A 26051-nucleotide genomic window follows, 5' to 3' on the forward strand; every position below is an offset into this window, starting at 1 on the left:
TTTTTTCTACAAAAATAGAAACCGCTTTCATGGCATTCAGTGACATAACAATTATTCGTCTCTAATGAGGGAAGTTATCTGTTTCGACGCAAAAAATTTACGGAGATTCACTCCGCCTATTTTCGGTGGGGTTCACCGTGAATTGTTTGAAGTACAACAACTTTAAGAAAAGACGTGCACCTATAGTCACAGTTCGTTCTATTGCTTTAAGAAATTAAACTTTTTCTTAAAAATCATTTTTGTCATCTGGCGGAGAACAGTAAACAAGTTAGGAGATAAATAATGCATAAACGTTGAACTGCCGATCAACTCTTCAAATTGTTCTTTTGAAGTTATTTCCGTCAATAACGCTCCGTCACGTTCTTTAACGAAACCCCTGGGCTCACGCCCCCAATAATAATAGCAGTTAACGAATTCATTTTCCGCTATTTCCCCTTCCATTCGGTTGGACGGGCGCAAAATATTCCAACCGTCAGAATCACTAAAATCGCATTGTTCAAATTTGTTGTTTGATGGGGTGAATTCACCTTTTTGACCAACGTTCTGCAATGTTTTCGATTTTTTTGAATAACCTTTGACAATACCGATCTTACAGTTTTTGAAATGACAATTGTTGGCATAAATCTGTATTATTTCTTCAATGCCATTTTGCCCGGAAAAATTTTCAAAATTACAATTACTATAAGCAATGAGCCTCTTCATGCTCTCATCTTTTTTCGTGATATTTTTCTCTTCTTCACGTGGTAGATATCGCAAATATTTTTTATCATTAGAAAAATTAAAATTTTCATAGACAACGTTCAACTGAGAAAAACAATAATTCACGTTACTTTCAGTCAACTCGCTTGACGATAATTTAATAAGCTCATCAATGTCATCATCCAAAAAATCGGCCTTCAAACGGTCACTCAAATACTCCATAGTGCGTAATCTCGGTTTGTTAGCGGTTGTGACGTCGTTTGCGCTTAAAATAAAGTCTTTCATTAAACGAATGGCTTCTTTCTGAAGCGGCCCCCCACTTTGGCCAGCAATCATATTCAGATAAGAAAGGCCGACATATTTTTTGTCATTATGTGGAGCATGTAGCAAAATCGAGCCTTCCGAAAAAAGACGACCAGCTTCACGACTTCGTGTTACACCAAGTTCAATCGATTTGCTTTTTATCCTCTTCGCTGTCCAAAAGAAAGTAACAACACCAACCGTCGCAACAGCAATGTGTGTAATGTTAACCGCGACGAAAAACGATCCCTTGCTTTCTTCAGACAAGACAAAGCTATATACAATTATTCCAAAAAGTACTCCGATGTATATTGTGTATATTAAAACATCCAACGCAAACCGACTGCACTCATTATCAATATCCAATTTTCGACTATTCGCCCGTTCAGGAAATAAAAATAATTTTATAATCGTGTGTAAAAATAATAATAACACACCAATTAAAAATGAATAAATAAAAAGAAACCTACCATAATAAAACATTTTTTTATCTCATTATTTATCGATATTTCTCCATTTTTTCCATAAATTTCCATAAAGCTAAAAATTATATTTACTGATAATGAGAATATCAAACAAATAAAAAATGTTATAAGAAATATACCGTATAATCTTATGCTATTTTTTTTCCGAAAAATATAATATAATTAAAACTGTACAATATATTAATAATAACACTATTAAATATATAAAAATTTTTATATTTATACAAAAATAATCAGAAACCAAAGGAGATAAAACATAAAGAAGAGCCATAACAAACAAAATTCGGATTATTTTTAGCCTGACTTTTTTCCTTTTATGGCTTGTTAATATATATTGGTTATTTGAAGACATTGGCTCTTATCCGATATTATTCCCACTGCGAATTTACGCCAAAAGTTCAGACAAAAGCAATGATAGGATGTGGTTTTCCCCATTTTGCAACCCCTATTTGTTTTATGTGTTTTTTATTCATTTTTCCAAGCTGCTGCAAAAATGAGGAAAGGAAAGACAAAACTGCGGTTTAGTAAAAAAATGATGTCGAGGCGCTAAAAAAGACAAAGTGGAAATGAAACGAGCCTTTTTTTCGAGCGTTTTTTGAGTTTCATGGCCTTATTATTTCCTGTCTCGATTTCAATTTGAATAAGTATGTAGTTGCAGGCGAAAAGCTTAGAATGCAGTGGGAAACAGCCACGCCAGTTTTACAAAAATAATTTTTAAAATTTCCGATTATTTTTTTCTTGCAAAAATGTGTCACTAAATATTAACTGACAAATACGGCACAACAAGAATTGTAACTATTTTTTAGTTGACGTTTATACATTTAAAAAACGGTTTGTGATTTTTATGATAGTTTAATAATGAAATTGTTTGTTTATTTTATTCGTTGTTAAAAAAATATTATTTGAAATTACAGAATTTTATTCATGAATATTGCAATTAACTGTTCATAGCGGTTTTTGAATGTTTTTAAAAAATCCGGATGGAATAGTTTGAGCCGCAAAAATGTGTGGCAGATGCTTTCAAGCTCATAGCGCATTTAACAGTAAAAATTTTTATCCTTGAAAAGGAAAAGGGACGTGGTCGGAACCAAAAAGCTAACACCCCCTGAAACAGAAAAATCCGTTAAAAAAACCGTCGTTAAAAGAGTGCGGCAACAAAAAAGAGCCGCGCCTTTAACAGAAAAAATTGAAAAAGAAACTGTGCAGGATAGTGATGGTTTCGAGGAAAAGGCAGCACGTTCGAGAGTGAAGCGTGAAAAGGAAATTGGGCGGCAAGTGCTTGGCAATGAGGGGATGGCCGCTCGTTCAAGCGTAGAGTTCAAAAAAGAAACGCTGGAAAATGTGCTTGAATCCAAGGAAAAAGCTGTAACCCTATCCGCAGGGTTTGGAAAGCAGGCGTTACAAAAAGTGACTGATCTCAAGGAAAAGGCAGCACGTTCGAGAGTGAAGCGTGAAAAGGAAATTAAGCAGCAAGTGCTTGGCAACGAAAAGATGGCTCGCCATTCAAGCGGAGCAATTGAAAGAAAAATTGTGCAGGATGAGGATGATGCCAAGGGAAAATCGTCGCTAGAGAGTAATGCAGCTTTGAAAACAAAGCCGACCGAAAAAAGTTTGACAAAGAAGGCCGCGCAAAAAAAACGGGAAGCCGTGGGAGACAACAAAGCTTCCGGAATTTTGAAAGAGGCTATTTTAAAAGCTGCAATAAAAGCCGGTAACCAATTGGGAGAAGACGGGCTTGTTTCCTATCTTGAAGCACAGGCTTTAAAAAATGCTTCTTCCTTTTTGACGCTACTCGGCAAAGTGCTGCCTGCCGAGCTTAATTCAGAAGGACAAGAATTAAAAACCGTGACAAAAATCGAACTGGTTGCTTTATCTCCGTCACCGAAAGATTTGACAGTTGCAAAAGCACCGACCGGAAAAAAGTGCACGACTTCTAAAAAGCGCCCTGCTGGACACCAGGAACTTTGGATAAATCAGGAACTTTCGGAAATCCTTAAAAAAGACGATTGAAGAACCTCTGGTGAAAAAGGTTTTTAAAAAAGTGAACCGATTTTGCAATTGTTCAGTGAATTTGTTTTCGATGCGAAATGAAGAGAGAGTTTTACTGTTTTTCGTGTCGTAAACGTTTTTTCAAAAAAACGTCGTGCCCGTTTTGAAATGGTGGCTTTTTGAAATGGTGGCTTTTTGAAAAGCTTGACGTGCTGTTTCTCTTATATTGGCCTTATCGTGATGGGATCTTTTTTCCCGGAAACCATGGTTTTGAAAAGTGGCGATGCTTGTTTAAAACAAGCGTTTTCTTTGCATATCCGTCAAGGTGGTGAAGACGGCTTTCAGAACAGCTTTTTAAGCTTTTTTAGGCTTCCGGATTTGGTTTGGAACGTGGCAATTTTTTTGTTTGGTCTTTTTGTTTCGGTGATTTTGTGGTGTTTCATGACAACAGAAAAAATAGAATTGCCGGAAAAGCTCATTACCCTTTTCGACGGGCCTGCCGATGTCAGGGCGGCCTATGGCGGGCGCGGTTCCGGAAAAACCCGTTCCTTTGCCACAATGAGCGCAGTGGTGGGCTATTGTTTGGGAAAAAGAGGGATTCGCGGCATTATTCTTTGTGCCCGCCAGTTCCAGAATTCACTGGCCGACAGTTCACTGGAGGAAATCAAAAGGGCTATTGCCGATTATCCGTTTTTACAAAATTATTATACCATTGGTGAAACCTATATACGCTCGAAAGACGGGCGCATTACTTATGCCTTTTCCGGTCTTGACCGGAATATTGCCAGTATCAAATCGAAGGGGCGGCTGCTTCTCTGTTGGGTGGATGAAGCCGAACCTGTGACCTCTCACGCATGGAACACCTTGATACCGACTTTGCGCGAAGAAGGTGATGGTTGGAACACCGAACTCTGGGTAACATGGAACCCGCTCAGAAAAGAGGCAGCCGTTGAAAAGCGTTTTCGCGACAGTAAAAATGTGCGTATCAAATCTGTTCAACTGAATTGGCGTGATAATCCGAGATTTCCCGATCTGTTAAACCGCGCCCGCCTTGATGATTTGAAGAACCGGCCGGAAAGTTATGACCATATATGGGAGGGTGGATTTCTTGCCCAGATGGAGGGAGCCTATTTTGCAACCGGTCTTGCAATTGCCAAAGAAGAAGGGCGCATTTCCAACGTTCCGGCCGACCCTTTAATGACATTTCAGGCTTTTTTCGACATTGGGGGAACAGGTGCCAGAGCCGATGCAACCGCTATCTGGATTGCGCAATTTATCGGAAAAGAAATCCGCGTTCTTGATTATTATGAAGCGCAAGGGCAGCCTTTGAGCGCCCATATCAACTGGTTGCGCGAAAAAGGTTACGAACAGGCAAGAATTACATTGCCGCATGATGGCGCAACCAAAGATCGCGTGCGGGATGTGAGTTTTGAAAGTGCGCTTCAACAAGCCGGTTTCGCGGTGGACATTATTCCCAATCAGGGAAAAGGGGCAGCACGCGCCCGCATTGAAGCGGCAAGACGGCTTTTCCCCTCTATCTGGTTTAATGAAAAAACCACAGAAGCAGGACGCGATGCTTTAGGTTGGTATCACGAAAAGCGTGACGACAAACGCGATATAGGACTGGGACCGGAACATGACTGGGCAAGCCACGGGGCTGATGCTTTCGGCCTGATGTGTATAGCCTATGAAGCACCAAAAATTTCTAAAAACCGGCAGCGCAATTCTCTTAGACATGATTTCAATACGTCATGGATGGCAGGATAACAAAAAGCAAAATTGTCGACTGTTGAACCAATATTCAAGTGAAAGAACCGCGCGTGTCCAAATGATAGCGGATAGCAATTGCGTTTTGCTTTTCTTTCAAAGCTTGAAAGCGATGTTTCAAAAATAAAAGAAGCTGCCAAGGGTGCGGCACAATATGCGAAACCGGAGACTTTCTTGGACAAGAGCTTCCAAAATGGGCAAAAGAGCAAGAACAACCGGTGGCGAAGCTGCAACAAGCTTTATGCGCGGCAGGCTTGAATTTGGCGGCATTCGTAATGTGCGCGATGTTTGCATTGTTTGCGGCACGGGAAATGTTCGGAATATTTTCGATGTTTGCGGGACGCGTAATATTGGCAGCGTTCGCGGCATGAGTGATATTCGCTGTGTTTACAGGCTTTCCACGAGGTGCACTATTCAGGACAATAGAACCGGATGCGCAATGTGTCGGCTTTTGTTTTTCCGGCAATGGCCTTTGCTTTATGGGACCTGACCTTCTTGTTTCTTTATGACGGTTGCCTTGTGCTTGCCCGCCTGCCCGCTTTCCGCGTTTTGCTTTTGTTTTTTTCGGGCTTCTTGGCTTTTTCAGAATTGAACTTTCGAGTTGTGCGGGCGGCTCTAACCAATTTTAACCAATAATTTTACGGGCTGATGATGATACTAGAAAACGAGACTTTAGAACATGGTTCTTCCACGCAGTTTGACAGTGCAAAAAGAGATATTCTTTTCCAGTCATTGCTGAAGCTTTTCCGGCAGGATATGGCGCATGTTGCCGAATGGCGCAAAAATGCCCGCGAAGACTATGCCTTTTATAATGGTGAACAGTGGGAAGCCCAAGACAAGGCGGCGCTTTTCGAGCAAAAACGCCCTGTCATGACGTTCAACCGCATTGCGCCGCTTGTCAATGCCGTTATCGGCTCGGAGCGCAACAATAAACGCGAAGTGCAATTCATACCGCGTGAAATCGGAGATGCGAGAGCCAATGAAATATTGACGGGTGCGGCGGAATGGTTTCGCGATCAGGCGGAAGCGGAATATGAGGATTCGGAAGCTTTTACCGATACCGTCATTTGCGGCATGGGGTGGACAGATACACGCCTTGACTTTGACGATGATGAAACCGGTAAGCCGGTTGTTTGCCGCCTTGACCCGTTAAAAATGGTGTGGGATGCCTCGGCGGTGAAAGCCAATCTGGTGGATGCGGAGCGCCTCTGGTATATCGACGAAAAGCCGCTTGCCGAAGCGCGCCGCATGTTTCCCGATATTGACCCGTCATTGCTTGATGCGCGTTGGGCAAAAAATGGTGTTTTTGACAGTGACACACCTCTTTCCCATGTGAATTCCGACACTTTCTATGGTGAAGACCGGACAGGTGTTTCGGAGAGGCAAGGCTTGGGGCTTTCTTCCGCTTCCAGCTCTTTGGTGACGCTTGTCGAATGCCGTTGGTTCGAGCGCGAGGCTTTTTACAAGGTTTTTGACCCGCTGACGGGTGAAACACAGGATTATTCGCTTCGCGACTATGAAGAGAAAAAGAAAATTTCGCCTGAAATACAATCGGTAAGGCTTACAAGAAAGATTGTGAAAAGGGCTTTTCTGGGCGAGGTTTTGCTTGCCGAACCCGATCAGCCGATGGTGCCGAACGGGCAACTTGGTTGGGAATGCATTACCGGCTATTTCGACAAGATGAAAAAGCATTATTATGGCATTGTGCGCCCCACAAAAGACCCGCAGCGTTGGGCGAACAAATTTTTCAGCCAGGTGATGTATCTTTTAAACAGCCAATCGAAGGGCGGCATTCTTGCCGAACGCGGTGCTTTTGATGATGACAGGCAGGCAGAAGAAAGCTGGGCGCGCGCCGATGCCATTACCTGGACAAAACAGAATGCGCTAGCCGGACAAAATGCCCGCATTCAACCCAAACCCGTGGCACAATTTCCTGTGGGTTTTTTCCAGCTTTTCAATGAAGCCAAAGAAGCAATTTCCGATGTAACGGGCTTGTCTTCAGAATTTATCGGCACGCGAGAAGTAAACCAGCCCGGTGTTCTGGAAAGTCAGCGCCGGCAATCTTCTTTGAATTTGCTTGCCTCGCTTTTTGATGCGCTGCGCCGTTATCGGAAAAGACAGGGGCAAATTATGCTTTATCTCATACAGAACTATCTTTCCGATGGAAGGCTTATCCGCATTGTGGGTGATGACAACAAGAAATATGTGCCTTTGACACATGAAGCGGTCGCCAATCGCCAATATGACATTATTGTTGATGATGCACCGACAAGCCCCAATGAAAAAGAACGGACATTTGCAATTATTCAACAGATGTTGCCGATGTTGAAAGATTATCTCACGCCGGAAATCGGGCTGGAAATTCTGCGCTATTCGCCGCTTCCCGCCTCGCTTGTTGAAAAATGGACAGCCAAGGCACAAGAAGCGGCTCAACAAAAAGCAGAACAGATGGCCAGAGAACAGATGACGAGCCAAGAAGCAGCAATGGAAAGAAATGCCGTGCCGGAACAGTCTATAGGGCAACAGGCCGAGCAATTGAAGTTGCAAGCTCTGGCAAACGAGCTTGATATGAAAGCAAAAGCCCGTGAACTCGACCTTAATGCCAAAGCGGCCGATCTTTTTTTAAAAAATCAGAAAACACGGCTTGAGACCGAAACAGCCAAAAACCGCGCTCTCATTGAACAATTGAAAATTGAACAATCGCAAACGGGGCGAGCCAATTCCTGAAACAGGCTACTCACAAAGCTTGGATAAGATGGTTTTTTAAATTTGGCAAAGCGGCAATTCAGCTTGTCGCCGCTTTTCAACTCCCGCAATCGCAACTTTTGTCTTTCCTGCCGGATGAACCGGCTTCGCCTCAAGCGTCGGCGTTTTGATGCTCTGCTGCCCGTTTTTTAAAGGGCATGTTTAAAGGATAAATTTATGGATATTGCACCCGAATTTTCACCGGAAGAACAGGATGTTCTTGGCCACCAAAATACCGACAATAACGGATTTGATGATGAGACCGCTTTACCGGAAAATTTTTCCGACAGTAATACTATGACCGAACCTTCCGAAAGTCAGGAAGGAAAACAAGAAAAACCGGTAGCGGAAGAAGAAGATGAAAGAACCGCAAAAGCGCGAAACCATATGGTTCCCCATGGTGCACTTCACGCCGAAAGGGAAGAACGCAAAAAAGCGCAAGCCGAGGCGGCAGAAGCAAAAGCCAAACTTGCCCGCATTGAAGAACGTTTCAAAATTGCACGCGAGTTTACAGAAAATCATGCCGGAAGCGAGAGCTTCTCACCGTTAAAACAGCCGCAACCAGAAGCGCCCGACCCGGAAAAAGATTTTGTCGGCTATGTCAAATGGATTGGCACGAAATTGCAAAACGAGGAAGCCGAAAGACAAAAAAGAGAAGCCGAAGAGCGGCAATTTATTGAAACTGCGAAAGAACAGGAAGTGGTGAAGGATTATTTTGCCACTTCTGTAACCGCACTCAAAGCCGAACTGCCGGATTTCGACGAGGCGGCCGATTTTCTTTATGAAGCACGGGTGAACCAGTTGAAAGCGCTCGCCGATGCCTACCCTGCTTTTAAAAATGCCGATGCGATCAATGCACAGATTGGAAACGAGCTTGCAGCCATTGTCAAAGGTGCTTTGGAAAGCGGCACAAATCCGGCGCAAACAATTTATAATTATGCAAAAAATATCGGCTTCAAGGCGAAATCCGCAACAGGATCTATGGCAGAACCTATGGCGGGGGGTGACATTGCCGCAATGCGTGCCAAAAAAAACGCTGCACGAACGCTCACCGCATCGAACGGGCGCGCTATTGCCGACCCGGTGAGCCTTGAAGCCATAGATGCCATGAGCGACCGGCAATTTGCCGAGTGGATTTCCAATCCGAGAAATGAAAGAGCCTTCAACATTCTGATGAAGGGCGAATAAGGCTTTTAGCACAAGCTTTTTTAAAGCCCGATTTGAGACACGAAGCTTCCAAAGCTTGTGCTTTAAAAACCACCGCCTGCAAAAAGATGGGGCTTGCAAAACTTCAGGCTTTCAAAACCTTGAAGCAAGTTTGTGCGGGTTTGTTTTAAAACTTGCAACTTTTTCTTTTGCGGATTTTCGTTTGAAATGGACGTTATCATTTTCACCCACCGGAGGTTTTCCGGTTTCGTTGGTTCGCTCGCGTTAAAGCGACAAAAAGCTTGAAAATCAATTGAATTTTAGGAGGCCATAATGGCTATTACATCCATCGGGGTGAACGACCCTCTGGCTGTTCGTGCCTGGTCGAAGAAACTTGCCGTCGAAGTATCGAAAGCTACCGAGATTGCGCCTTTGATCGGAACCGACACCAACAGCATTATCCAGCTTAAAGACGAAACCCAGAAAGGCGCGGGTGATACTGTCCGTTTCGGCTTGCGCACCCAGTTGACGGGCGAAGGCGTTTCGGAAGGGGTTAAACTGGAGGGCAATGAAGAAGCCCTTTCAACCTTGAATGATGCTGTTATCATCAATGAACTTGCCCATGCTGTGAGGGTGAAAAACGAGGGCACAATCGACCAGCAGCGCGTACTTTTCGATTTGCGCAGCGAAGCCAAGGACGGTTTGACCGACTGGTATGCCGACCGTTTGTCGCTTATGTTTTTTACCCATGTTTGCGGCTATACCGCCACACAAATGAACTTTGAAGGGCGCACCATTTCATTGTCGCCGGTGCATTACGGTTTTAACCAACCGACAGCCCCGACCGACAAGCGCATTATTCGCCCGAATGGCAAAACCACTGACGAAAGCCTTGATGAAAAAGATGTGTTCAATCTTTCTCTGGTTGATAAAGCGGTGGAGCGGGCGAAATTGGCCAATCCGCGTTTGCGCCCTGTGCGTGTCGAGGGTGATAGTGTTTATGTGCTTTACCTGCACCCGACACAGGTGACGGCATTGCGCACCAACACGGCAACCGGCCAATGGCTTGATATTCAAAAAGCGGCCTATCAGGGTTCGCGCGCCAAAAACCCGATTTTTGACGGCTCGCTCGGCATGTATAACGGGGTGGTTCTGCGTGAAGCCGAACATATTACCGAAGGTGTCAATTCTGCCGACCCGACCACGCCTGTTTCAAACACCCGTCGTGCGGTGCTTTTGGGTGCACAGGCTTCCATCGTTGCTTTCGGCAAGGACCGCGGACCAACGCGCTATAAACTGGTTGAAGAATTTTTCGACTATGAACGCGAACTCGGTGTTGCGGCAAAAACCCTGATCGGTATGAAGAAAACAAACTTCAAACTGAAAGACAGCACGATCGGCGAACAGGATTTCGCAACCATCGTCATTTCAACCTATGCCGAGCCGCTTTAAGAACGCCATTTGAAACAACAGAAAAAGGGGCAAGTGCTCCTTTTTCTTTTTGTTCGACGAGCTGTTTAAAGCGCGATTTTCCCCTTTCCGTGTTTTTTAAAAAAACCGGTGATTTTGTCAGAAACAAAAAATGACCCATGCTTATTCTATAGACATGCCTTCAAGCGATGATACCGACTGGATATTGATGGATTTCAATGAACCTGTCGCAGACAGCGGGAAGGTGCGAGATACAAATGTGCAAGATATAAATGTGCGAGATATAAGGGCCGCGCCCTTGTCCCGAAAACCGGCAAAAAAAGCGAGAGTGAAAAAACCTCAAGCGGAAAATGGAAGCACATCTCGAAACACTGCGGAAAAAGCCGGAAAACTGAAAGCCGCGCCTTCCATACCGGCGCAAGCAACAACAACGCAATCAACAGCCGCCGATTTGAAGACCGCAAGCGGAAAGAAGCGGCTGAGAACACCTGACCTGAACTCGAAGAAAAACCGGAAAACAAAGGTTTAATATTATGGCCATTATCATTACCACGACAGGGCCGATTACAAGTCTTCCCACTTCTCTCCAGCCGAAAAACAAAAACTTTTCGGATATGATTGCCATTATTCAGGATGAAATTGACGACACGACAAATGAATATATCAGCCAAATTCAGGAAGCAATCTATTCGGCCATCCGCTTTTCAGCACGGGAACCGCTTTATTTCAATGAAACGCGCGATATTACCTTTTTGACGACTAAAAATCAGGAATGGTATGGCGCAACAACCGAAAAGGCGATTGCAAGTGCGGCCGGTATCCGCTTTGTTTTTATTGAAAAATCGGATGGAAACGCAAAAAGGCTTAGTCTCAATTCCCCGCAAGAACTTGAAAGCGCGGGTTCCGCCCATGGCGAACCTTATGCCTATTGTTATTTTTCAAAAAAACTGCGGCTCTTTCCCTGCCCTGACAAGGTTTACAAAATACGCCTGATGATTGAGCCTTACCGGCTTGAAGAAGTTTTGAAAGCCGACGAGGAAAGCCCCTGGTTTCTCGATGCGTTCGACCTTGTCAAAGCGCGGGCAAAATACGAGCTTTATAAAGATATTTTGAAAGATGCCGATAGCGCTCGAACAGCGTTTGCCGATTTTAACGAGCAGCTTTCTGCGCTTAAAGCGGAAACTTCGCGGCGCAATGGTAGCGGCAAAATCAAAGCAACGGTGTTTTAAATGACATTTTTAACCATAGCTGAATATCGCCCCGACATTGCCGACATCAATAGCGACTATAGCGATGATATATTGAATGTTTTGCCAGCCGACGGCAGTTATATTCCAATGCCCGGCTTCAAAGCGTTTTCCAAGCCGTTTCCGGAAAAGCCTTATGGAGCCTATGCTGCACGGTCACTTGACGGAACAACCTCGGTTTTTGCCGGAACTGCAAAAAAACTGTTTGTCCTAGACAATACCGATCTTTCCTGGCGCGACATCACTCAAACGGGAAAAATCTATTCCGCTTCCGATGAGGCACGCTGGTCTTTTGCTTCTTTCGGCAATTATATTATCGCCGTCAACAAAAACGACCCGCCACAGGTTTTCGAGTTGAACCGTTCGGCAAAATTCCGCAATCTTGGCGGAAATCCGCCACGGGCGGGAGCTGTCAAAGTGTGGGGCGATTTTGTTTGCCTCATGCAATTGCCGGATAATCCCAACCGCGTTTACTGGTCGGGCCTTAATGATGCGGAATTCTGGACAGTGGGCGAGAAGTCTTGCGACTATCAGGATTTTCCGGATGGCGGCAGTGTTCAAGGATCGAGTGAAGCAACCAACCCGATTATTTTTTTGCAATCGGCGATTTATCGCGGCACATTCATTCCCGGTTCCGACATCATATTTTCATTCCAGAAAATTCATGACAAACGCGGTGCAAAATCATCCAATTCGATCAGCAGTCGCGGTGAATTTTCCTTTTATGCCGATGAAGGCGGATTTTTCCAGATTACAAGCGATGGCGCGGTGATACCTATCGGTTTTGAAAAAATCGATCGCTCGGTCTTTACCCGCATGAATGCCAATAATCTTGCCGAAATGTTCTGCGCAATCGACCCTTTCTATAACCGCGTTTATTGGGCGATGGATTATAACGGTTCGGGCGTGATGAACGAATTGATGGTTTATGACTGGGGCCTGCAAAAATGGACGGTTATCAATATTGCGGCAAGCAGCATCATGCCGATTTATACAAGCGGTTACACGCTGGACGGGCTTGATAATATTTCAACTATTCTGGAAAATTTGCCGTTTTCGCTGGATAGCAAAATCTGGCAAGGCGGTGCGCCCATTCTCGGCGCTTTTTCAGTTGATTACCGTTTGGGCTCCTTTTCGGGAGAAGCTATGGAGGCAATAGTTTCCTCGCAGGAAATTGCAGCCCCCAATGGTGATATAAACCGGCTGGAAAATGTTATTGCACAAATAGACACGAATGAAGCCTTGCTTGCAATTGGTGCAAGAATGCGGAGAAACCCGCAAGAACCGGTAAAATGGTCGGCAGAGAAAACCGCCTCTTATAATACCGGCCGTTACCATGGCCGCTCGCGGGCGCGTTTTCACAAATTTCGCCTGCGTGTTCCGGCGGGGGAAAAATGGTCGCATATTGCAGGCTTCAATGTCGATTTTACAAGAGCCGGAAAAAGATGAGCTATAAAATCTATCTCACCGAAAACTGGCCTTATGAGCGGATGAAACGCTATAGCGGCGATCTCACAGAGGCGATGAAGAAAATCGCCCGTCGTTTTCCCGATGACATATCGTTTCAAACAATGGCAGAAGAAATTGCAAGTGGCGAGCGGCAATTATGGATCATTGTTGACGAGAAAGAAAACTTTGTCGCCTTCGTCACCTCGCATATCGAAATTCTGGCGAGCGGGAAAAAACGTGTCGAACTCCTCGAACTTGCCGGTCACGGCGGCGAGAAAATAGCCGATATGATCGAACCGATAGAAGAATGGGCAAAAACCATCGGCGCATCCGAAATTTGCCCGATCGGTCGCATCGGCTGGTCAAAAATCATGCGCGCACATGGCTATAGGCCAAGCGTGGTCAAATATCGAAAGGAATTGAACAATGGGCGGAAGTAGCGGAAAAGGTGCAAAAACCACACAAACGAAGACCGAGACATCAGCCCCGCCGGAATGGGCGGCACCGCTCTTCAAGCGCTCGGCCAAGGATGCCATGGACCTTTATAATTCCGGTCAGGGTGGCAATGTTTATCAAGGCTCGCGGGTGGCCGATTTAAGTGACACAACAAAAAATGCCATTAGCGGGCTTGGAAACGCCACCGCCAATTATGGCAACAGCTATTTGCAAGGTCTTGCAGGCGGCAAAAATGCGAGTGGCCAGAACCTTGCCGATATGGCTTCAGGAAAAATGGTGGGGGGAAACACAGCCTATAATCAGGCTTTACAAAACACACTTGATAACACCGCCACCACCATCAACAGTCAAATGAGCGGTGCTGGTCGTTATGGTTCGGGCGCCCATAGCGGTGTTCTGTCTCGACAATTGGGACAGGCTGCAACAACGGCACTTTCCAACCAGTATAATCAGGATGTTGGAAATATGCTCAATGCCAATGAACTTATCGACAGGGCAAACAATAACCAGCTTTCGGCCGCAAGCAATTATTTTCAAGGGCAAGGCAATAATCTTCTCAATGCTTTGAAAGGCGGCACAATCCTTGACCAGAACAACCAGCAAAAACTTGATGCAGCGCGTGACCAATGGAATGAAGAAGATAATCGTGGCTGGAACCGGCTTGCCATGCTTTTAAGTGCGGCTCAAGGAGCGGCCGGAAATTACGGAACGTCAAGCGGAACGCAAACAACAAAACAACAGAATGGTGCGCTCACCACAATAGGAAACGGTTTGGGTGCGCTGTCATCGCTTTTTGGTCTCTCGGACCAACGCACAAAAGAAAATATCCGCTATGCGGGCAAACGCAACGGCTACAATGTCTATGATTTCAACTATATCGGAAGGGCTGAGCGCTATCGCGGTGTCATCGCGCAAGAAATCCTTAAAACCGACCCCGATAAAGTTGTGACCCACCCCGAAAGCGGATTGTTAATGGTCAATTACAACAAGCTCGGATTTCCTATGGAAAGGCTTCAATGAAGAATTGGCGTTGTGTTATCCGCCGGATCTTCGCTATCGTCCTGTTTCATCCCCATCAGTAAAACCGATTTGGCGATATTTAAAAGCATTTCAAATATAAGGAAGATAATTGAAATAACCTTCAATATAACGTTAAAAATAAAATTGAAGTAAATATCAAAAACAACAGGAACAAGCCGTTGTCTCCGGATTCATTTTAGACACATTTTACTATCATAAATAAAATTCGCCTTTTCACCCTTATAAGTATAGATAATGTTCAATTGATCGACCGTGTCATTTGCCGAAATAATATCACAGCCGACCGAACGAACTTGACTATTGAGAAAATCAAGCCTCGTTTCCCAAGTTTGTACGACATAATCCTTTGCCGATATTGGTTCACGCGGATCTACAAGTATCAAGTAGACATCGTAACCCCGCTCATTTGCCTCGACATCGGCATATTTAACCAGCCTGTCGGATTGGTAAAAAGGCTTGAAGTTTATAGAAAAATATTGAGATCTGTTTTTCTTATATCTATTTGTGCGTCCGTCAGCAATACACATATATAGATATGCCGGTATCGAAATACATATAATACAAATGACCATTAGAAATAGATGATTGGACATCAATTCCGTTTTCTTTAAAATTCTGCTGAAAATGAAGAAAAGAATTTTCTCGATAACGAGAATACCCAATATAACAGCCAAATATTCAAAGAGTTCGTCGATGAATTCCACGGGATCAAGTCCGACAAGTTTAAAATATGTCGTTACTTACACGGCCCTTCGACGGCTTTCAATAGAAGGTGCAACGCTTTCGCCATTGTGTCCAACGCGTACCTTATTTTTATCGTCTTATAAGAAGAGAGAAAACGGCTCGTTTAGAACAACCCTAAGTTCGCTTTTTTAATGTGTGTTTTGTTCAAAACATAAAAGGAGACGTTTCAAGAACAATGTTTACGTGAAATGGAACCCTGCTATGCAATGGATGAAGATCAATGAATGCTTTGTTTTTCACATGCTTTTCGATCGTATAAAAATGTGGCTTTATCGTCATTATAAGAATAAATAATCAAAATATAGCCCAGCTCTTTAAAATTGCCGGATAAATTGCAGGCAAGAGAGCGACCTTTATAATCAAGAAAATCCATCCTTTCTGCCAATGTTTTTTCAACGTAATCCTTGGCATCCATCGGTTTTTCAGGGGGAACAAGATATAAATAAATTTGATAACCGGATGAGCCAGACAAAGTGTGTTCGTGATCTACGAGTTTGTCCGATTTATAAAAAGGTGTGAAGTCAGGATTCGGGTTTTGGCTAAAGTCAAGAATGTTCGCGATTAAAGGGTCATCAAATACATCGTAAGCTACAAACAAAGATGTCGCCAGACAAAACCAGAAAACAACTATTGAATAATTGGAAGGCTTTAAATTATTTTTTTCAAATGCCGGTTTGAATGGCAAAGACAGAAGATATGCACAAAATATTATTATAACCAATAATATAAGAAAAACTATAAAGTCAAAGATAAGGTCAAATATAAATTCCACTGGTTCGGCTCTTTAATTTTGGAATATTTGATTTCTTATAACTGCTTTTCCTCGCTTTCAATAGCCAGTAAAACATGCTTTATGGTTTTTTTGGAAAGTCCCCCACGAATGAGAGCGGATTGTTCTTGTTCTGCTGCCCCCAAAAAATGAAGATTACCGCTGCTCGTTTTTAAAACAGTTTCATAGTGTTTTTGGGCTTGTCTTTTTTGAAGATAGAATAGGATTTCGTAAACGCCGATTTACAAATTTTCTTGGAAAAACAACCGGTGGCATTCTGGAGCCGTGCCAAACCTTATGTAAATCTCGCAAGCTCTATCAGACAAATAACGGAATTTAAAATAGCGTTGAATGCGCTTCTATTTTTAACAATTTTTCGCGTTTTAGAATGCGTTTTAGTGAAAAGGCGGCAAATGGCTTGACACCCCGCCAGCCTGGCCTTCTCGACCTTTAAATTTATCATTCAAAACCGGTCAATAGACGTTGCCAGAACGCTCCGGAAACGACCGGAAGCGCGAATGAAAAATTCCACCCGAATGGAGGCTACCTCATGAATTCAAGTTCTTTTTTTAATTTTTGGGCTAACCGCCCGTCCAATAACAATGCGCCTGTGCTCGGCTCGATTGGCCCCTTGGGATATAGCGGTCAAAACTTTAAAACCGGCCTATCCGCCCCTTCCCGTGAAGCGGGCGATAACAATAGAGATAATCCTTCCAGCCCCACCACCGCTTACGGATTACTGGAAGACGGGCAAACGCAAAAAGGCCTTGAAAAAGGCGCCGGTTCACTTGCCAATGCATTGATTGCCCTCGGCAATGTTGACGCACCGCAGACAAGCTCGATGCAACTAAAACCGGTGCGTGGCCCGTCAACCGAACAATCGCAGGCACTTTTGCGCCTTTTATCAAACATGCAGTCGAAAACCAATAATGGAGGAATGTTATGAGTTCGATTTATGATTGGTCACTTTCGGCGGCAAGCAATGCCAATGCCGACAATATTATCAACTGGACAGAGGGGCAGCCGCCAAGCACGGTCAACAATTCCGCCCGTTCGATGATGCAGCGTGTGCGCGAATATATGTGCGATATTGGCGGCGATGTTACCGTCGAAGGGTCCTCTTCACGCATTGCCATACAGTCGAAAACACCGGTAACTGCTTATATCAACGGCATAACATTGCGGTTTCGCGCGCTCGGTGTGAATATCGAGCAACCGATGATAAGCCTCAACAATATTGATTATAAGCCGGTTTTCAAGGCAACCTATCAGGGGGTAAAACCCTTGGAAAGTGGGGATATTCAGACCGGCGCTCTCTATGAAATTGTCTTTTGCAGTTTACTGAACAATGGAAGCGGCGGCTGGTTTTTGTCTTCACCGACACCTCAACAATCAACGCCGGCAGGTATTATTTCAATGTTCGGTGCGCCGACCGCACCTTCCGGTTGGATACCCTGTGACGGGCGCTTATTATCAAGAACTCAATATGGCGCACTCTTTTCAGCGATTGGCGAATGGTGGGGAAAAGGCGACGGGCAAACAACCTTTGCCGTTCCGGATTTGCGCGGTGTTTTTCTACGCGGAACAGATGCCGGTAAGAATATCGACCCCAACCGTGCCTTTGCCTCTTTTCAGGACAGCCAGAACAAATGGCACAGCCATTCAGGCTCGATTGGCGAGGCTGGCGAACACAACCATAGTTATACCCGTTGGGTGCACAAAGGTGAAGGGCCGGACGGCAAAAATGGCTGGAGCTGGTTTGCAGAAACAACCGATTACACCGCAATGTCGGGCAGACACAGCCACAGTCTCACCATCAATGCTGACGGCGGCAATGAAGCACGACCTGTCAATGTCGCTATCCAATACATCATCAAGGCCTGAACAATGGATGAACAACCTTTTGCAATATCCGGCGTGAAAGAACCGGAAAAAATCCGGATTTTAATTTACGCCAATAATCACACAGCTCATGTACCACTTTCCTCGCTCACAAAGCCTCTCGAAACGAGATTGGAGGAAATTGAAAAACGTCTGGACAAAATGGGGGTTTAAATGGCAGTACCTTATCATACACATAATTTTGAAATTCCCACTGCAACAAAACAGGATATGGTCGCACGCGCTTCCAACGAAAAAGTTGTAACACCTTCGGTTCTGGGAACTGCGGCAACAGCCGATACAAGCGAATTTGCAACCGCCGAACAGGGCAAAAAAGCCGATAGTGCAATTCAAGCCGAAAATCTCGGCACTTTGGCCAGAAAAAATAAAGTCAATTTAGCCGAAATCGAAACCAATGGAATACCTTCAAGCACGACGTTTCTATCCGGTAACGGCTGGCAGACCCTTTCCGGCGGTGGCGACATGACAATCGCAATCTATGACCCGTCGCATAAGAAGGCGGATACGTTCGATATGGGCAATATGAAAGAAGCTGCCAATGCTAAAATCATGTCTGCCGACGAACGCAAAAAAATAGCAAATCTGGATAATGCCTTTCTTTCGCGATCTGGCGGAAGCTTAAATGGCAACCTGACCATTAACGGTTCTTTAAATTGTACAAAAAGCATTCAAACGAACGGTTGGTTTAATACCAAAGGGACCGGAAGTTACGACATAGGGATTCATTTTGATTTTTCGGGAGACGGAGAGTGCTATTCCGATTTCGTCTTTACTGGTAAGTCGTTGAATATATATCTCAACAAATTCGGGGATGTGGCCGAATTTTATGATAATGGAACAACGCGTTTTGCCGACAGCATAAACATTCAAGATAAAACCTATTGGCAGCCTGACGGAAATATTCGTGGTGAATGTTGGACTCGCGGAAGCCTTTACAATCATATTGAAGATCGTGCATGTAAGTATGCATCGGATCTCTCTCTTGCTGCTCAAAACAAGTGCGTCACTGATGCCCGTTTTGCCGGTTATGGAGAATTTGCCTTTACCCCTGGTGAAGGCGGAAAGTCAGCTTTCAATAATCCTGTCCCATCCGGTTACGTTATGACAGGCTTATGGAAAATAAATTCCCAATGGGAAGTTATCAGCTATAGCCAACCGCAAGTTTACATTGCAAACCGTGGATGGTTTGCTCTCGGAGGGTGGTAAAATGAGAAATTTTGGCAAACTTACAATAACGCAAGAAGAAATCAGTCTTGCTGAAGACATTAAAGACGATAAAGGCAACATTATACACCAAGCAAAATCCGTAAAAATTAACGTCTTGAAAGATAAAGATGGCATTGAATGGCACGACCTCTTCAAGCAATATCCGCATAAATTCTATATCGCTGTTGACGATAACAAACATATTATTTCCATGACGGACGACCCCGAACAGTCGCAAATCGCCGGATTTGATATTATCGGCATTGATGAAAATTGTGGTGAAACTTTCGGTCAGGGCGGTAGTGTCTATGGCAAGCTATGGGATAGTGGAAAGATCGTCGCACCTCCTGCATTATTTCCACCCTTATCAGCGCGGCAATTCTGGCAGGCGGCGCTTGTCATCGGCGTTAGAGAAGAGGATCTTTCAAGCGGTATTGCCGACAAAAATAGCCCCTTTTACATTCCCGATGAAGAAGAACGTGAAAGCGTATTCATTGATATTTCCAAGGCAACCACCTTCAATCGGGACTTTCCACTGCTGAAAAAAATGGCCGAAGTCAACAAAATACCAGACGCGCAGCTCGATACTTTATGGAATTGGGCTGCCAATATCCAATAACCAACGCCGCTCCCCACCTGAAAACCCCGCTTTTTTTTGCGGGGTTTTATTGCCTTTGGTAAATGAATGAGGTTGTTTTTACCGTCGAAGCATCGCTCTGGCTTTTTTTATTTCTTCCTCGTCAAAAAGCGGGTGCCATTTTTCATTGTTTGCAACAAGAGATTCAACTGTCAAATCAAGCCGGCCCTTTTCGAACAGTTTGGAAAAACCGGTAGAAACAGAATTGGAGTGTATCAACTTTTTCGCGGCTAAAACGCCTCCATTATGCTCAACCATTTGTTTAAATCTGGGCAGTTTTATCCCCACTTCATCGCGAGCTTTATCATAAATAGCTAACATTTCTTTATGAAATTCATCTGCCAAGCTTGTCATTTTATACTCCTCCCGAATGAAACCGGACTGGCGTTCATAATATCATACGCTGCCACCTTTTTTCAAAAGGCAAAATATGAAACTTTCAAATTTTCCATCAATGAACAGTCTAAAAACAAAGTGCCACAAAGTTTGCGTTAAATGTCAAATCCGTTAGGGTAAAAACAACCTCTGTTGCCGATCTTTGCTTTTCACGTATCAATTGGTACATCGCAAAGTTCGCAACCTTCCGGAAAAGAACGTTAAAAATCAATTTTGCTGAGGCTTTGTCAGAAAAAATTTTCTTCAATAACCTCTCTTGAAACAAGTCAGAGGCCTTACTTGGTGCATTGCCGATCAACTGCCGTCATAAGGCCGTTTTTGTTTTATATGCGTCGACTGGTTCTTCAGTTTTAAACATATAAATACCATTCATGTGTTTTATATAAAATTTAAAATATAATTTTCTATATTTTAAAATTTTTTACAATTAATATTATAATTATTTATATAATTTTTATATTAATAATTCATATTTTATTATAAATATTTTCATATATACAATTATTAAATTAAAAAATATAAAAAATAACTTTTACATATAAATTAATTTCACATTCATGAGTAATAAACGCTCTGAAGAACGCATTCTCTTTACATTCAAGCATTCTATTGACTCGATGACCTGCACAATATAGAGCTTCTGCTCCAAGCAGGTGCATACAAATCGACAGCACAGTTTTTAATTTGGCACTAGATGGCCGGCATATTGATAATGTGAAGAGAGCTAAGCAGTGGAAACCGGATTTTATAAGAATATTGAAAAGAAGTTTAATGATAATGTACATTATCTTATAAAAGAAATTCCACTTTTTCTAAAAGATAACTATTTATTTTTGTGTATATTTTGTGCATTTTTATGGCTATTCTACGCTTTCTATCCAGGAACAGTTGCCAATGATTCATTCAGCATATATGCAGAAGCAGTTAAAAACAACGTTGGAAATTGGCATTCTGTACTTTTAACACGATTTTGGCAGATTATTTTATCTTTTACAACTATAAAAGGTATATATGTACTAATATCTTTGATCCCGATTTGTTTGGGATTGTACATAATTGCAAGAAATATTTCGAAAGGCATTTTTACAGGTCTTATATGCTTGTTCATATTGTTTATGCCTCCCGTTTTTGTTTTCCTAACTGTTGTTTTGAAAGATACTTATCTCGCTTCATTTGCCTTTTTGATAGCAGCGCTGATGATTGATGGTGCGATGTCAGACAAAAAGAAGACCGTATTCTTTTACGTATTTTCACTGTTCGTTCTGGTATGTTGTTTTTATCTGCGCCCCAACGGATGCTTTATTGCAGTGCCTCTACTGGTCGCAATTTTTATGGGCTGGAAAGCTCCGATTATATATCGTTACATCTCATGTCTTGTTCTTGTCATCTGCGTTATAGTGACGACCCCGCTTGTCGATCTCAAATTAATGGGAGGTAGAGATGATGCTCCGGAATTTTCATTGATGATTTTTGATATTGCAGGTGTGGCAACACATACCGGAGTTTCCACCCTCTCTGATATTCCGGGCGTTCCCGATCAAGTAAGTCAATTCAAACGTGACTATTCACCTATACAATGGGATCCACTTCTAAAACGGTGGGACCCGCACAATATTGCACTCTATGTATATAGTCAGTTTGACCAAGGCCCCCAACACCTCGCAAAATTCAAACAAGAGGTTCGTAAAGCCTGGATTGCAGCCATCACACAGCATCCGGTAGCTTATTTAAAACATCGACTGTCTCACTTTAACCGTTTTATAGACTATCAGGGACATCGTCCCGTTTTCCGACCGATTTATATCAAAACGGTAGGATTTAATGTTGATTATCGTGCCCCGGATCCGGAGTTCACCTACATCGTCGAGCCTCCTCGACTGTGGAATTCTGTTATTAATATGGATTTGGGAAAACAATTATGGTTCCATCCTTATGTCTATTTGCTTATTCTGTTGTTTTTCTATCTTTCAACGCTTGGCACCAGCGACCGGTTTAACCGAACATTGAATGTTGTTGCTTTTTCCGGCTTGATCTACCTTATCGGCTTCTTATTTGTCGGTGTTTCTTCCGACTTCCGATATTCTTATCCGAGCTTGCTGTTGAGTATTTTGTGCATCTTGGCTGCATTCGGCTATTATAGCCAAAAGCGGCAAGTGTTCGGAAACAGAAGAATGCGAAAGATTGCAACCGTTGTCACAGTTCCATTATTGTTAATCGGCATCATTCTGTAGCCTCTTTAAAATCAAAGAAGATTTAAAAAACTACAATAATGGGAAAAGCTGAAAATTAAATTGATCCGGCGGCTGGTTGCTGCCGGATAATGGCTATGAGTGAAGGCTGGCAGAGTTTTACGGCCGCAATTCATTTTACAATTACCAACGTCGTAAAATTTCACCAAAGAATCCGGAGTGGAAACTTTTATTTACCAATTGACTTAACGTCGAAAACACTAAACACACATGAACAGATGCAATATAGACAGTTGCAACAGGATAAAGCTTCTCCCCCCCCCCTTTTTGCACAAAGCCAAAATCATTCGAGCACAGATAAAATTCCTAGGTTCTCCAACTGATCCATCTTGAACGAGATAAGCCCGCATAGCCGCATCGTTTTACTGAGACGTGAGCAATATTGATGAATTTCTCTAATCCAAGCAACATAATCCTTTTATATTTTTGATTTAGCATTTAACAACATAAAATTCTTTAACAAATTACTCTACCATTGTTAATTAAAATTTATTACAATTTAGTTCAATGAATAATATCTTTTATTTTCTGTTTTTGTTTTAAAAACAATTATATTCTATGTATAGTAATTTGAAAATAATAAGGTAAAATTAAATAACCTTAGATATCGTATTCCAAAAAATCTTTCATGATACCATTGATACGTTGTCGTTCATATAAGCTACACTTTTATTGTTTTAAAAATTCGCAATTTTATCCTCTCACGATTGACATGATATAGGGGGGTACCATATAGAGCTTCAATTCCAATCATCTGTAAAAATTAACAGCAGCGTTTTTATTTGGCACTAAATGACCAGCAATTGGATAATGTGCAAAGGACTAAGCAGTGGAAACCGGATTTTATAAGAATCTTGAAAAGAAATTTAATAATAATGTACATTATCTTATAAAAGACACTTCATCTTTTCTGAAAGATAACTATTTGTTCTTCTGTTTAGGAATAATTTTTCTATGGTTGATATATAACTTTTATCCGGGAGCATTTACTGGAGATACTTTTTATATATTTTCCGATGTATATCATAATACGGTTGGTAATTGGCATTCTCCTTTATTTTCTAGATTGTGGCAACTTATTTTATTTTTTACCGATATTCGAGGCGTTATTTGGATAATACAATTACTTTCGATATTCGTCGGCTTATATATTATAGCAAAAAATATATCAAAAGGTATTTTGACAGGTTTCATTTGTTTATTAATATTATTTATAACTCCTGTATTTGCTTTTATTTATGTCGTACTAAAAGACACTTTACTTGCGTGTTTTATTTTTTTTGTTTCTGCAATAATGCTAGATGCAGCAATTTCGGAAAAAAAGAAAACATTCGGATTTTATATCACAACCGTGATCCTGATTTTCTGCCTTTATGTACGTCCAAATGGTTGTTTTATTGCAATGCCTTTACTGGTGGCAATCTGGATGGGCTGGAAATCTCCCATCATTTATCGTTATATTACGTGTTTCATCCTTGTGCTATGTATCGTAGCAACGACATCATTAGTTAATATCAAACTATTGAAAGCACGGGATGAAGCGCCCGATTTTTCTTTGTTGTTTTTTGATCTGGTGGGAATCGCGAAAAACATAGGACATCCGACGCTTCCTGACATTCCGGAAGTTCCCGACCAAATGGCAATCATAAATAAATGCTATACTCCACTTCAATGGGATAAAATTGCTCACTGGGACAGACAAAATATCTGCAGCAAAATCGCAATTCATTACTTCGATAGACGGTATGACGGACAAAAAGTCCTAAAGCAAACGAGAAGCGAACTTCGCCATGCTTGGATTTCTGCAATTATCCAACACCCCCGGGCCTATCTTAAACACCGAATTTCACATTTTAACCGATTCATAGATTATCAGGGACATCGGCCTGTTTTGAATCCCGTTTTCACAATCGGAATTGGCTATATTTGTCTTGCCGACCCTACCGATCCTTTGACCTATAAAGTTCCACCCCCGAAGTTTTGGTCTGATTTTGTTGATAATAGAAATTTATCTTTAGGATATCAATTATGGTTCCACCCTTATGTCTTTTTACTTATCCTGCTGTTTTTCTATCTTTCAACCCTTGCAACAAACGACCGGTTTAACAGGACATTGAATGTTGTCGCTTTTTCCGGCATGATCTACCTTATCGGCTTCTTATTCGTCGGTGTTTCTTCCGACTTCCGATATTCCTATCCAAGCTTGCTATTAAGCATTTTGTGCATCTTGGCTGCGTTCGGCTATTACAGTCAAAAGCGGCAAGTGTTCGGAACAAAGAAAATGAGAATGATTGCAGCGTCGGTCACTGTTCCTTTATTTTTAATCGGTATAATCTTATAAATCAGTGACTTTGGAACTTTTGATATTTGATATAAACTGGAATAAAAATATGGAAAAGTGTTCGATCGCAGTTGTTATTCCTTGTTATAACGAGGAAATCACCGTCAAATCTGTAATCACGGATGCGAAGCGTTACATTAAAGGCGCGACAATTTATGTCTATGACAATAATTCTTCTGATAACACCGTCAAAATAGCAAAAGAAGCCGGCGCAATTGTGCGTAGTGAAAAACGACAAGGCAAAGGCAATGTTATCAAACGTGCATTCAGAGACCTTGATGAAGATGTTATAATGATCGTCGACGGTGATTCAACGTATGATTTATCCATCGCCCAATCTGCGATTGACAAATTTGTTGATGAAAAACTTGATTACATGAATATTCGTCGGGTTTCCGAGGCAAAAGAATCCTATCCTTTTGGCCACCGTTTCGGAAACAAAGCACTCACCGGCGCAATACAATTTATCTTCGGACGGCAAATTACCGATATGTTATCCGGATATAAGATTTTCTCGCATAAATTCGTCAAATCATTTCCGATTTCTTCCAACGGTTTTGAAATCGAAACAGAAGTTACTGTTCATGCCCTGGAAATGAATGTTGCACTGGATGAAATCGAAGCCCCCTATGGAGAACGTCCGGAAGGTTCCGAAAGCAAGCTTTCAACGATTAAAGACGGTTTTCTGGTTGGTCTGACCATCATCCGCCTTATCCAGTTGGAACGCCCCTTTTTGTTTTATTCCATCGTTGCACTGTTGTTCTGGATTATCTCTCTAGCCTTTGGCATTCCGGTTATTACCGAATATGCAAGAAGCGGACTGGTTCCACGGCTGCCAACAGCAGTTCTTGCCGGTTTTCTTGGACTGTTAGGCGCTATGAGCTTTATGGTTGCGCTTATTCTGGATCTCGTCAAGAAAACACGGGGCGATATGAAGAAACTTGCTTACCTTGCGGTAAAATAGCAATCATAATTATAGATCCGTTTGTTGCGCCAATCGTTTTATCTCACGGTCGCCCTTTCCGCTTTTTCAGGGATGAGGAAAATTCCAA

At 42.7% G+C, this 26051-nt stretch carries 23 protein-coding genes; 19 read left to right on the top strand and 4 right to left on the bottom strand.

From position 1 onward, the window contains the following. Positions 1-198: 198 nt before the first annotated feature. Positions 199-1482 carry a hypothetical protein gene (locus tag H3S94_RS10160; protein ID WP_198240959.1) on the bottom strand — a complete coding sequence of 428 codons (1284 nt, stop codon included), beginning with the start codon at positions 1480-1482 and terminating at the stop codon, positions 199-201. A 1079-nt stretch (positions 1483-2561) separates the two neighbouring features. Between H3S94_RS10160 and H3S94_RS10165 the strand changes: the two genes are divergently transcribed. From H3S94_RS10165 to H3S94_RS10215, 11 genes are all read left to right on the top strand, one after another. Further along, a complete protein-coding gene (locus H3S94_RS10165; RefSeq protein WP_198240960.1) occupies positions 2562-3494 on the top strand; it encodes a hypothetical protein in 933 nt (310 codons plus the stop codon). Between the two features lie 420 nt (positions 3495-3914). Next, positions 3915-5240: a phage terminase large subunit gene (locus tag H3S94_RS10170; protein ID WP_198240961.1), complete on the top strand. Its 1326-nt coding sequence runs from the start codon at positions 3915-3917 to the stop codon at positions 5238-5240. A gap of 193 nt (positions 5241-5433) precedes the next feature. Then, a complete protein-coding gene (locus H3S94_RS10175; RefSeq protein WP_198240962.1) occupies positions 5434-5730 on the top strand; it encodes a hypothetical protein in 297 nt (98 codons plus the stop codon). A gap of 158 nt (positions 5731-5888) precedes the next feature. Continuing rightward, the gene (locus tag H3S94_RS10180; RefSeq protein WP_198240963.1) at positions 5889-7967 is read left to right on the top strand and encodes a portal protein; all 2079 of its coding nucleotides are present in this window, start codon (positions 5889-5891) and stop codon (positions 7965-7967) included. A 195-nt stretch (positions 7968-8162) separates the two neighbouring features. Next, complete coding sequence (locus H3S94_RS10185) at positions 8163-9173, top strand: hypothetical protein (protein WP_198240964.1); 1011 nt, start codon at positions 8163-8165, stop codon at positions 9171-9173. Positions 9174-9464: 291 nt separating this feature from the next. Beyond that, on the top strand, positions 9465-10583 hold the full coding sequence (locus tag H3S94_RS10190) for a N4-gp56 family major capsid protein (protein ID WP_075914047.1): 1119 nt from the start codon (positions 9465-9467) through the stop codon (positions 10581-10583). A 130-nt stretch (positions 10584-10713) separates the two neighbouring features. Next, complete coding sequence (locus tag H3S94_RS10195) at positions 10714-11091, top strand: hypothetical protein (RefSeq protein ID WP_198240965.1); 378 nt, start codon at positions 10714-10716, stop codon at positions 11089-11091. 4 nt (positions 11092-11095) lie between these two features. Further along, entirely contained in the window at positions 11096-11791 is a 696-nt protein-coding gene (locus tag H3S94_RS10200; protein ID WP_077993252.1) for a hypothetical protein, read from the top strand. Then, positions 11792-13258 (top strand): hypothetical protein, encoded by a 1467-nt coding sequence (locus H3S94_RS10205; RefSeq protein ID WP_077993254.1) that lies wholly within the window; start codon positions 11792-11794, stop codon positions 13256-13258. Beyond that, positions 13255-13698, top strand: coding sequence for a hypothetical protein (locus tag H3S94_RS10210; RefSeq protein ID WP_077993255.1), 444 nt, complete (start codon positions 13255-13257; stop codon positions 13696-13698). The genes H3S94_RS10205 and H3S94_RS10210 overlap by 4 nt, the downstream gene beginning before the upstream one ends. Next, entirely contained in the window at positions 13685-14734 is a 1050-nt protein-coding gene (locus H3S94_RS10215) for a tail fiber domain-containing protein (RefSeq protein WP_198240966.1), read from the top strand. The genes H3S94_RS10210 and H3S94_RS10215 overlap by 14 nt, the downstream gene beginning before the upstream one ends. A 191-nt stretch (positions 14735-14925) precedes the next feature. Here H3S94_RS10215 and H3S94_RS10220 read toward each other — a convergent pair whose 3' ends face one another. Together H3S94_RS10220 and H3S94_RS10225 are read right to left on the bottom strand one after the other, a co-directional pair. Further along, positions 14926-15282, bottom strand: a complete 357-nt coding sequence (locus tag H3S94_RS10220; protein ID WP_149866676.1) for a hypothetical protein — start codon at positions 15280-15282, stop codon at positions 14926-14928. Between the two features lie 434 nt (positions 15283-15716). Then, a complete protein-coding gene (locus H3S94_RS10225; protein WP_198240967.1) occupies positions 15717-16271 on the bottom strand; it encodes a hypothetical protein in 555 nt (184 codons plus the stop codon). Between the two features lie 547 nt (positions 16272-16818). On the opposite strand from H3S94_RS10225, the gene H3S94_RS10230 reads away from it, so the two are divergent. The 5 genes from H3S94_RS10230 to H3S94_RS10250 are packed head-to-tail and all read left to right on the top strand — an operon-like array spanning position 16819 to position 19995. Continuing rightward, on the top strand, positions 16819-17214 hold the full coding sequence (locus tag H3S94_RS10230; protein ID WP_198240968.1) for a hypothetical protein: 396 nt from the start codon (positions 16819-16821) through the stop codon (positions 17212-17214). Then, complete coding sequence (locus H3S94_RS10235; protein WP_198240969.1) at positions 17211-18152, top strand: tail fiber protein; 942 nt, start codon at positions 17211-17213, stop codon at positions 18150-18152. The genes H3S94_RS10230 and H3S94_RS10235 overlap by 4 nt, the downstream gene beginning before the upstream one ends. A gap of 3 nt (positions 18153-18155) precedes the next feature. Beyond that, positions 18156-18323, top strand: coding sequence for a hypothetical protein (locus H3S94_RS10240; RefSeq protein WP_188318021.1), 168 nt, complete (start codon positions 18156-18158; stop codon positions 18321-18323). Beyond that, positions 18324-19376, top strand: coding sequence for a hypothetical protein (locus tag H3S94_RS10245; RefSeq protein WP_198240970.1), 1053 nt, complete (start codon positions 18324-18326; stop codon positions 19374-19376). Between the two features lies 1 nt (position 19377). Next, a complete protein-coding gene (locus tag H3S94_RS10250) occupies positions 19378-19995 on the top strand; it encodes a hypothetical protein (RefSeq protein ID WP_198231542.1) in 618 nt (205 codons plus the stop codon). Positions 19996-20073: 78 nt separating this feature from the next. Here the strand turns inward: H3S94_RS10250 and H3S94_RS10255 are convergent, their stop codons facing one another. Then, positions 20074-20358 carry a hypothetical protein gene (locus H3S94_RS10255; protein ID WP_198231543.1) on the bottom strand — a complete coding sequence of 95 codons (285 nt, stop codon included), beginning with the start codon at positions 20356-20358 and terminating at the stop codon, positions 20074-20076. Positions 20359-21140: 782 nt separating this feature from the next. Here H3S94_RS10255 and H3S94_RS10260 point away from each other — a divergent pair. The 3 genes from H3S94_RS10260 (at position 21141) to H3S94_RS10270 (ending at position 25963) form a co-directional block, all read left to right on the top strand. Further along, complete coding sequence (locus H3S94_RS10260) at positions 21141-22640, top strand: hypothetical protein (RefSeq protein ID WP_198240971.1); 1500 nt, start codon at positions 21141-21143, stop codon at positions 22638-22640. A gap of 847 nt (positions 22641-23487) precedes the next feature. After that, entirely contained in the window at positions 23488-24999 is a 1512-nt protein-coding gene (locus H3S94_RS10265) for a hypothetical protein (RefSeq protein ID WP_198240972.1), read from the top strand. 49 nt (positions 25000-25048) lie between these two features. Beyond that, a complete protein-coding gene (locus H3S94_RS10270; protein ID WP_198240973.1) occupies positions 25049-25963 on the top strand; it encodes a glycosyltransferase family 2 protein in 915 nt (304 codons plus the stop codon). Positions 25964-26051 lie beyond the last annotated feature (88 nt).

The sequence above is a fragment of the Bartonella sp. B10834G3 genome (assembly GCF_016102505.1).
GTDB classification, from domain to species: domain Bacteria; phylum Pseudomonadota; class Alphaproteobacteria; order Rhizobiales; family Rhizobiaceae; genus Bartonella; species Bartonella choladocola.

Bases quoted from the DNA above. Each gene is read 5' to 3' on its own strand.
- H3S94_RS10160 (WP_198240959.1), bottom strand. From the start codon at position 1,482: ATGTTTTATTATGGTAGGTTTCTTTTTATTTATTCATTTTTAATTGGT.
- H3S94_RS10170 (WP_198240961.1), top strand. From the start codon at position 3,915: ATGACAACAGAAAAAATAGAATTGCCGGAAAAGCTCATTACCCTTTTC.
- H3S94_RS10175 (WP_198240962.1), top strand. From the start codon at position 5,434: ATGGGCAAAAGAGCAAGAACAACCGGTGGCGAAGCTGCAACAAGCTTT.
- H3S94_RS10180 (WP_198240963.1), top strand. From the start codon at position 5,889: ATGATGATACTAGAAAACGAGACTTTAGAACATGGTTCTTCCACGCAG.
- H3S94_RS10185 (WP_198240964.1), top strand. From the start codon at position 8,163: ATGGATATTGCACCCGAATTTTCACCGGAAGAACAGGATGTTCTTGGC.
- H3S94_RS10190 (WP_075914047.1), top strand. From the start codon at position 9,465: ATGGCTATTACATCCATCGGGGTGAACGACCCTCTGGCTGTTCGTGCC.
- H3S94_RS10195 (WP_198240965.1), top strand. From the start codon at position 10,714: ATGACCCATGCTTATTCTATAGACATGCCTTCAAGCGATGATACCGAC.
- H3S94_RS10200 (WP_077993252.1), top strand. From the start codon at position 11,096: ATGGCCATTATCATTACCACGACAGGGCCGATTACAAGTCTTCCCACT.
- H3S94_RS10205 (WP_077993254.1), top strand. From the start codon at position 11,792: ATGACATTTTTAACCATAGCTGAATATCGCCCCGACATTGCCGACATC.
- H3S94_RS10210 (WP_077993255.1), top strand. From the start codon at position 13,255: ATGAGCTATAAAATCTATCTCACCGAAAACTGGCCTTATGAGCGGATG.
- H3S94_RS10215 (WP_198240966.1), top strand. From the start codon at position 13,685: ATGGGCGGAAGTAGCGGAAAAGGTGCAAAAACCACACAAACGAAGACC.
- H3S94_RS10220 (WP_149866676.1), bottom strand. From the start codon at position 15,282: ATGTGTATTGCTGACGGACGCACAAATAGATATAAGAAAAACAGATCT.
- H3S94_RS10230 (WP_198240968.1), top strand. From the start codon at position 16,819: ATGAATTCAAGTTCTTTTTTTAATTTTTGGGCTAACCGCCCGTCCAAT.
- H3S94_RS10235 (WP_198240969.1), top strand. From the start codon at position 17,211: ATGAGTTCGATTTATGATTGGTCACTTTCGGCGGCAAGCAATGCCAAT.
- H3S94_RS10240 (WP_188318021.1), top strand. From the start codon at position 18,156: ATGGATGAACAACCTTTTGCAATATCCGGCGTGAAAGAACCGGAAAAA.
- H3S94_RS10245 (WP_198240970.1), top strand. From the start codon at position 18,324: ATGGCAGTACCTTATCATACACATAATTTTGAAATTCCCACTGCAACA.
- H3S94_RS10250 (WP_198231542.1), top strand. From the start codon at position 19,378: ATGAGAAATTTTGGCAAACTTACAATAACGCAAGAAGAAATCAGTCTT.
- H3S94_RS10270 (WP_198240973.1), top strand. From the start codon at position 25,049: ATGGAAAAGTGTTCGATCGCAGTTGTTATTCCTTGTTATAACGAGGAA.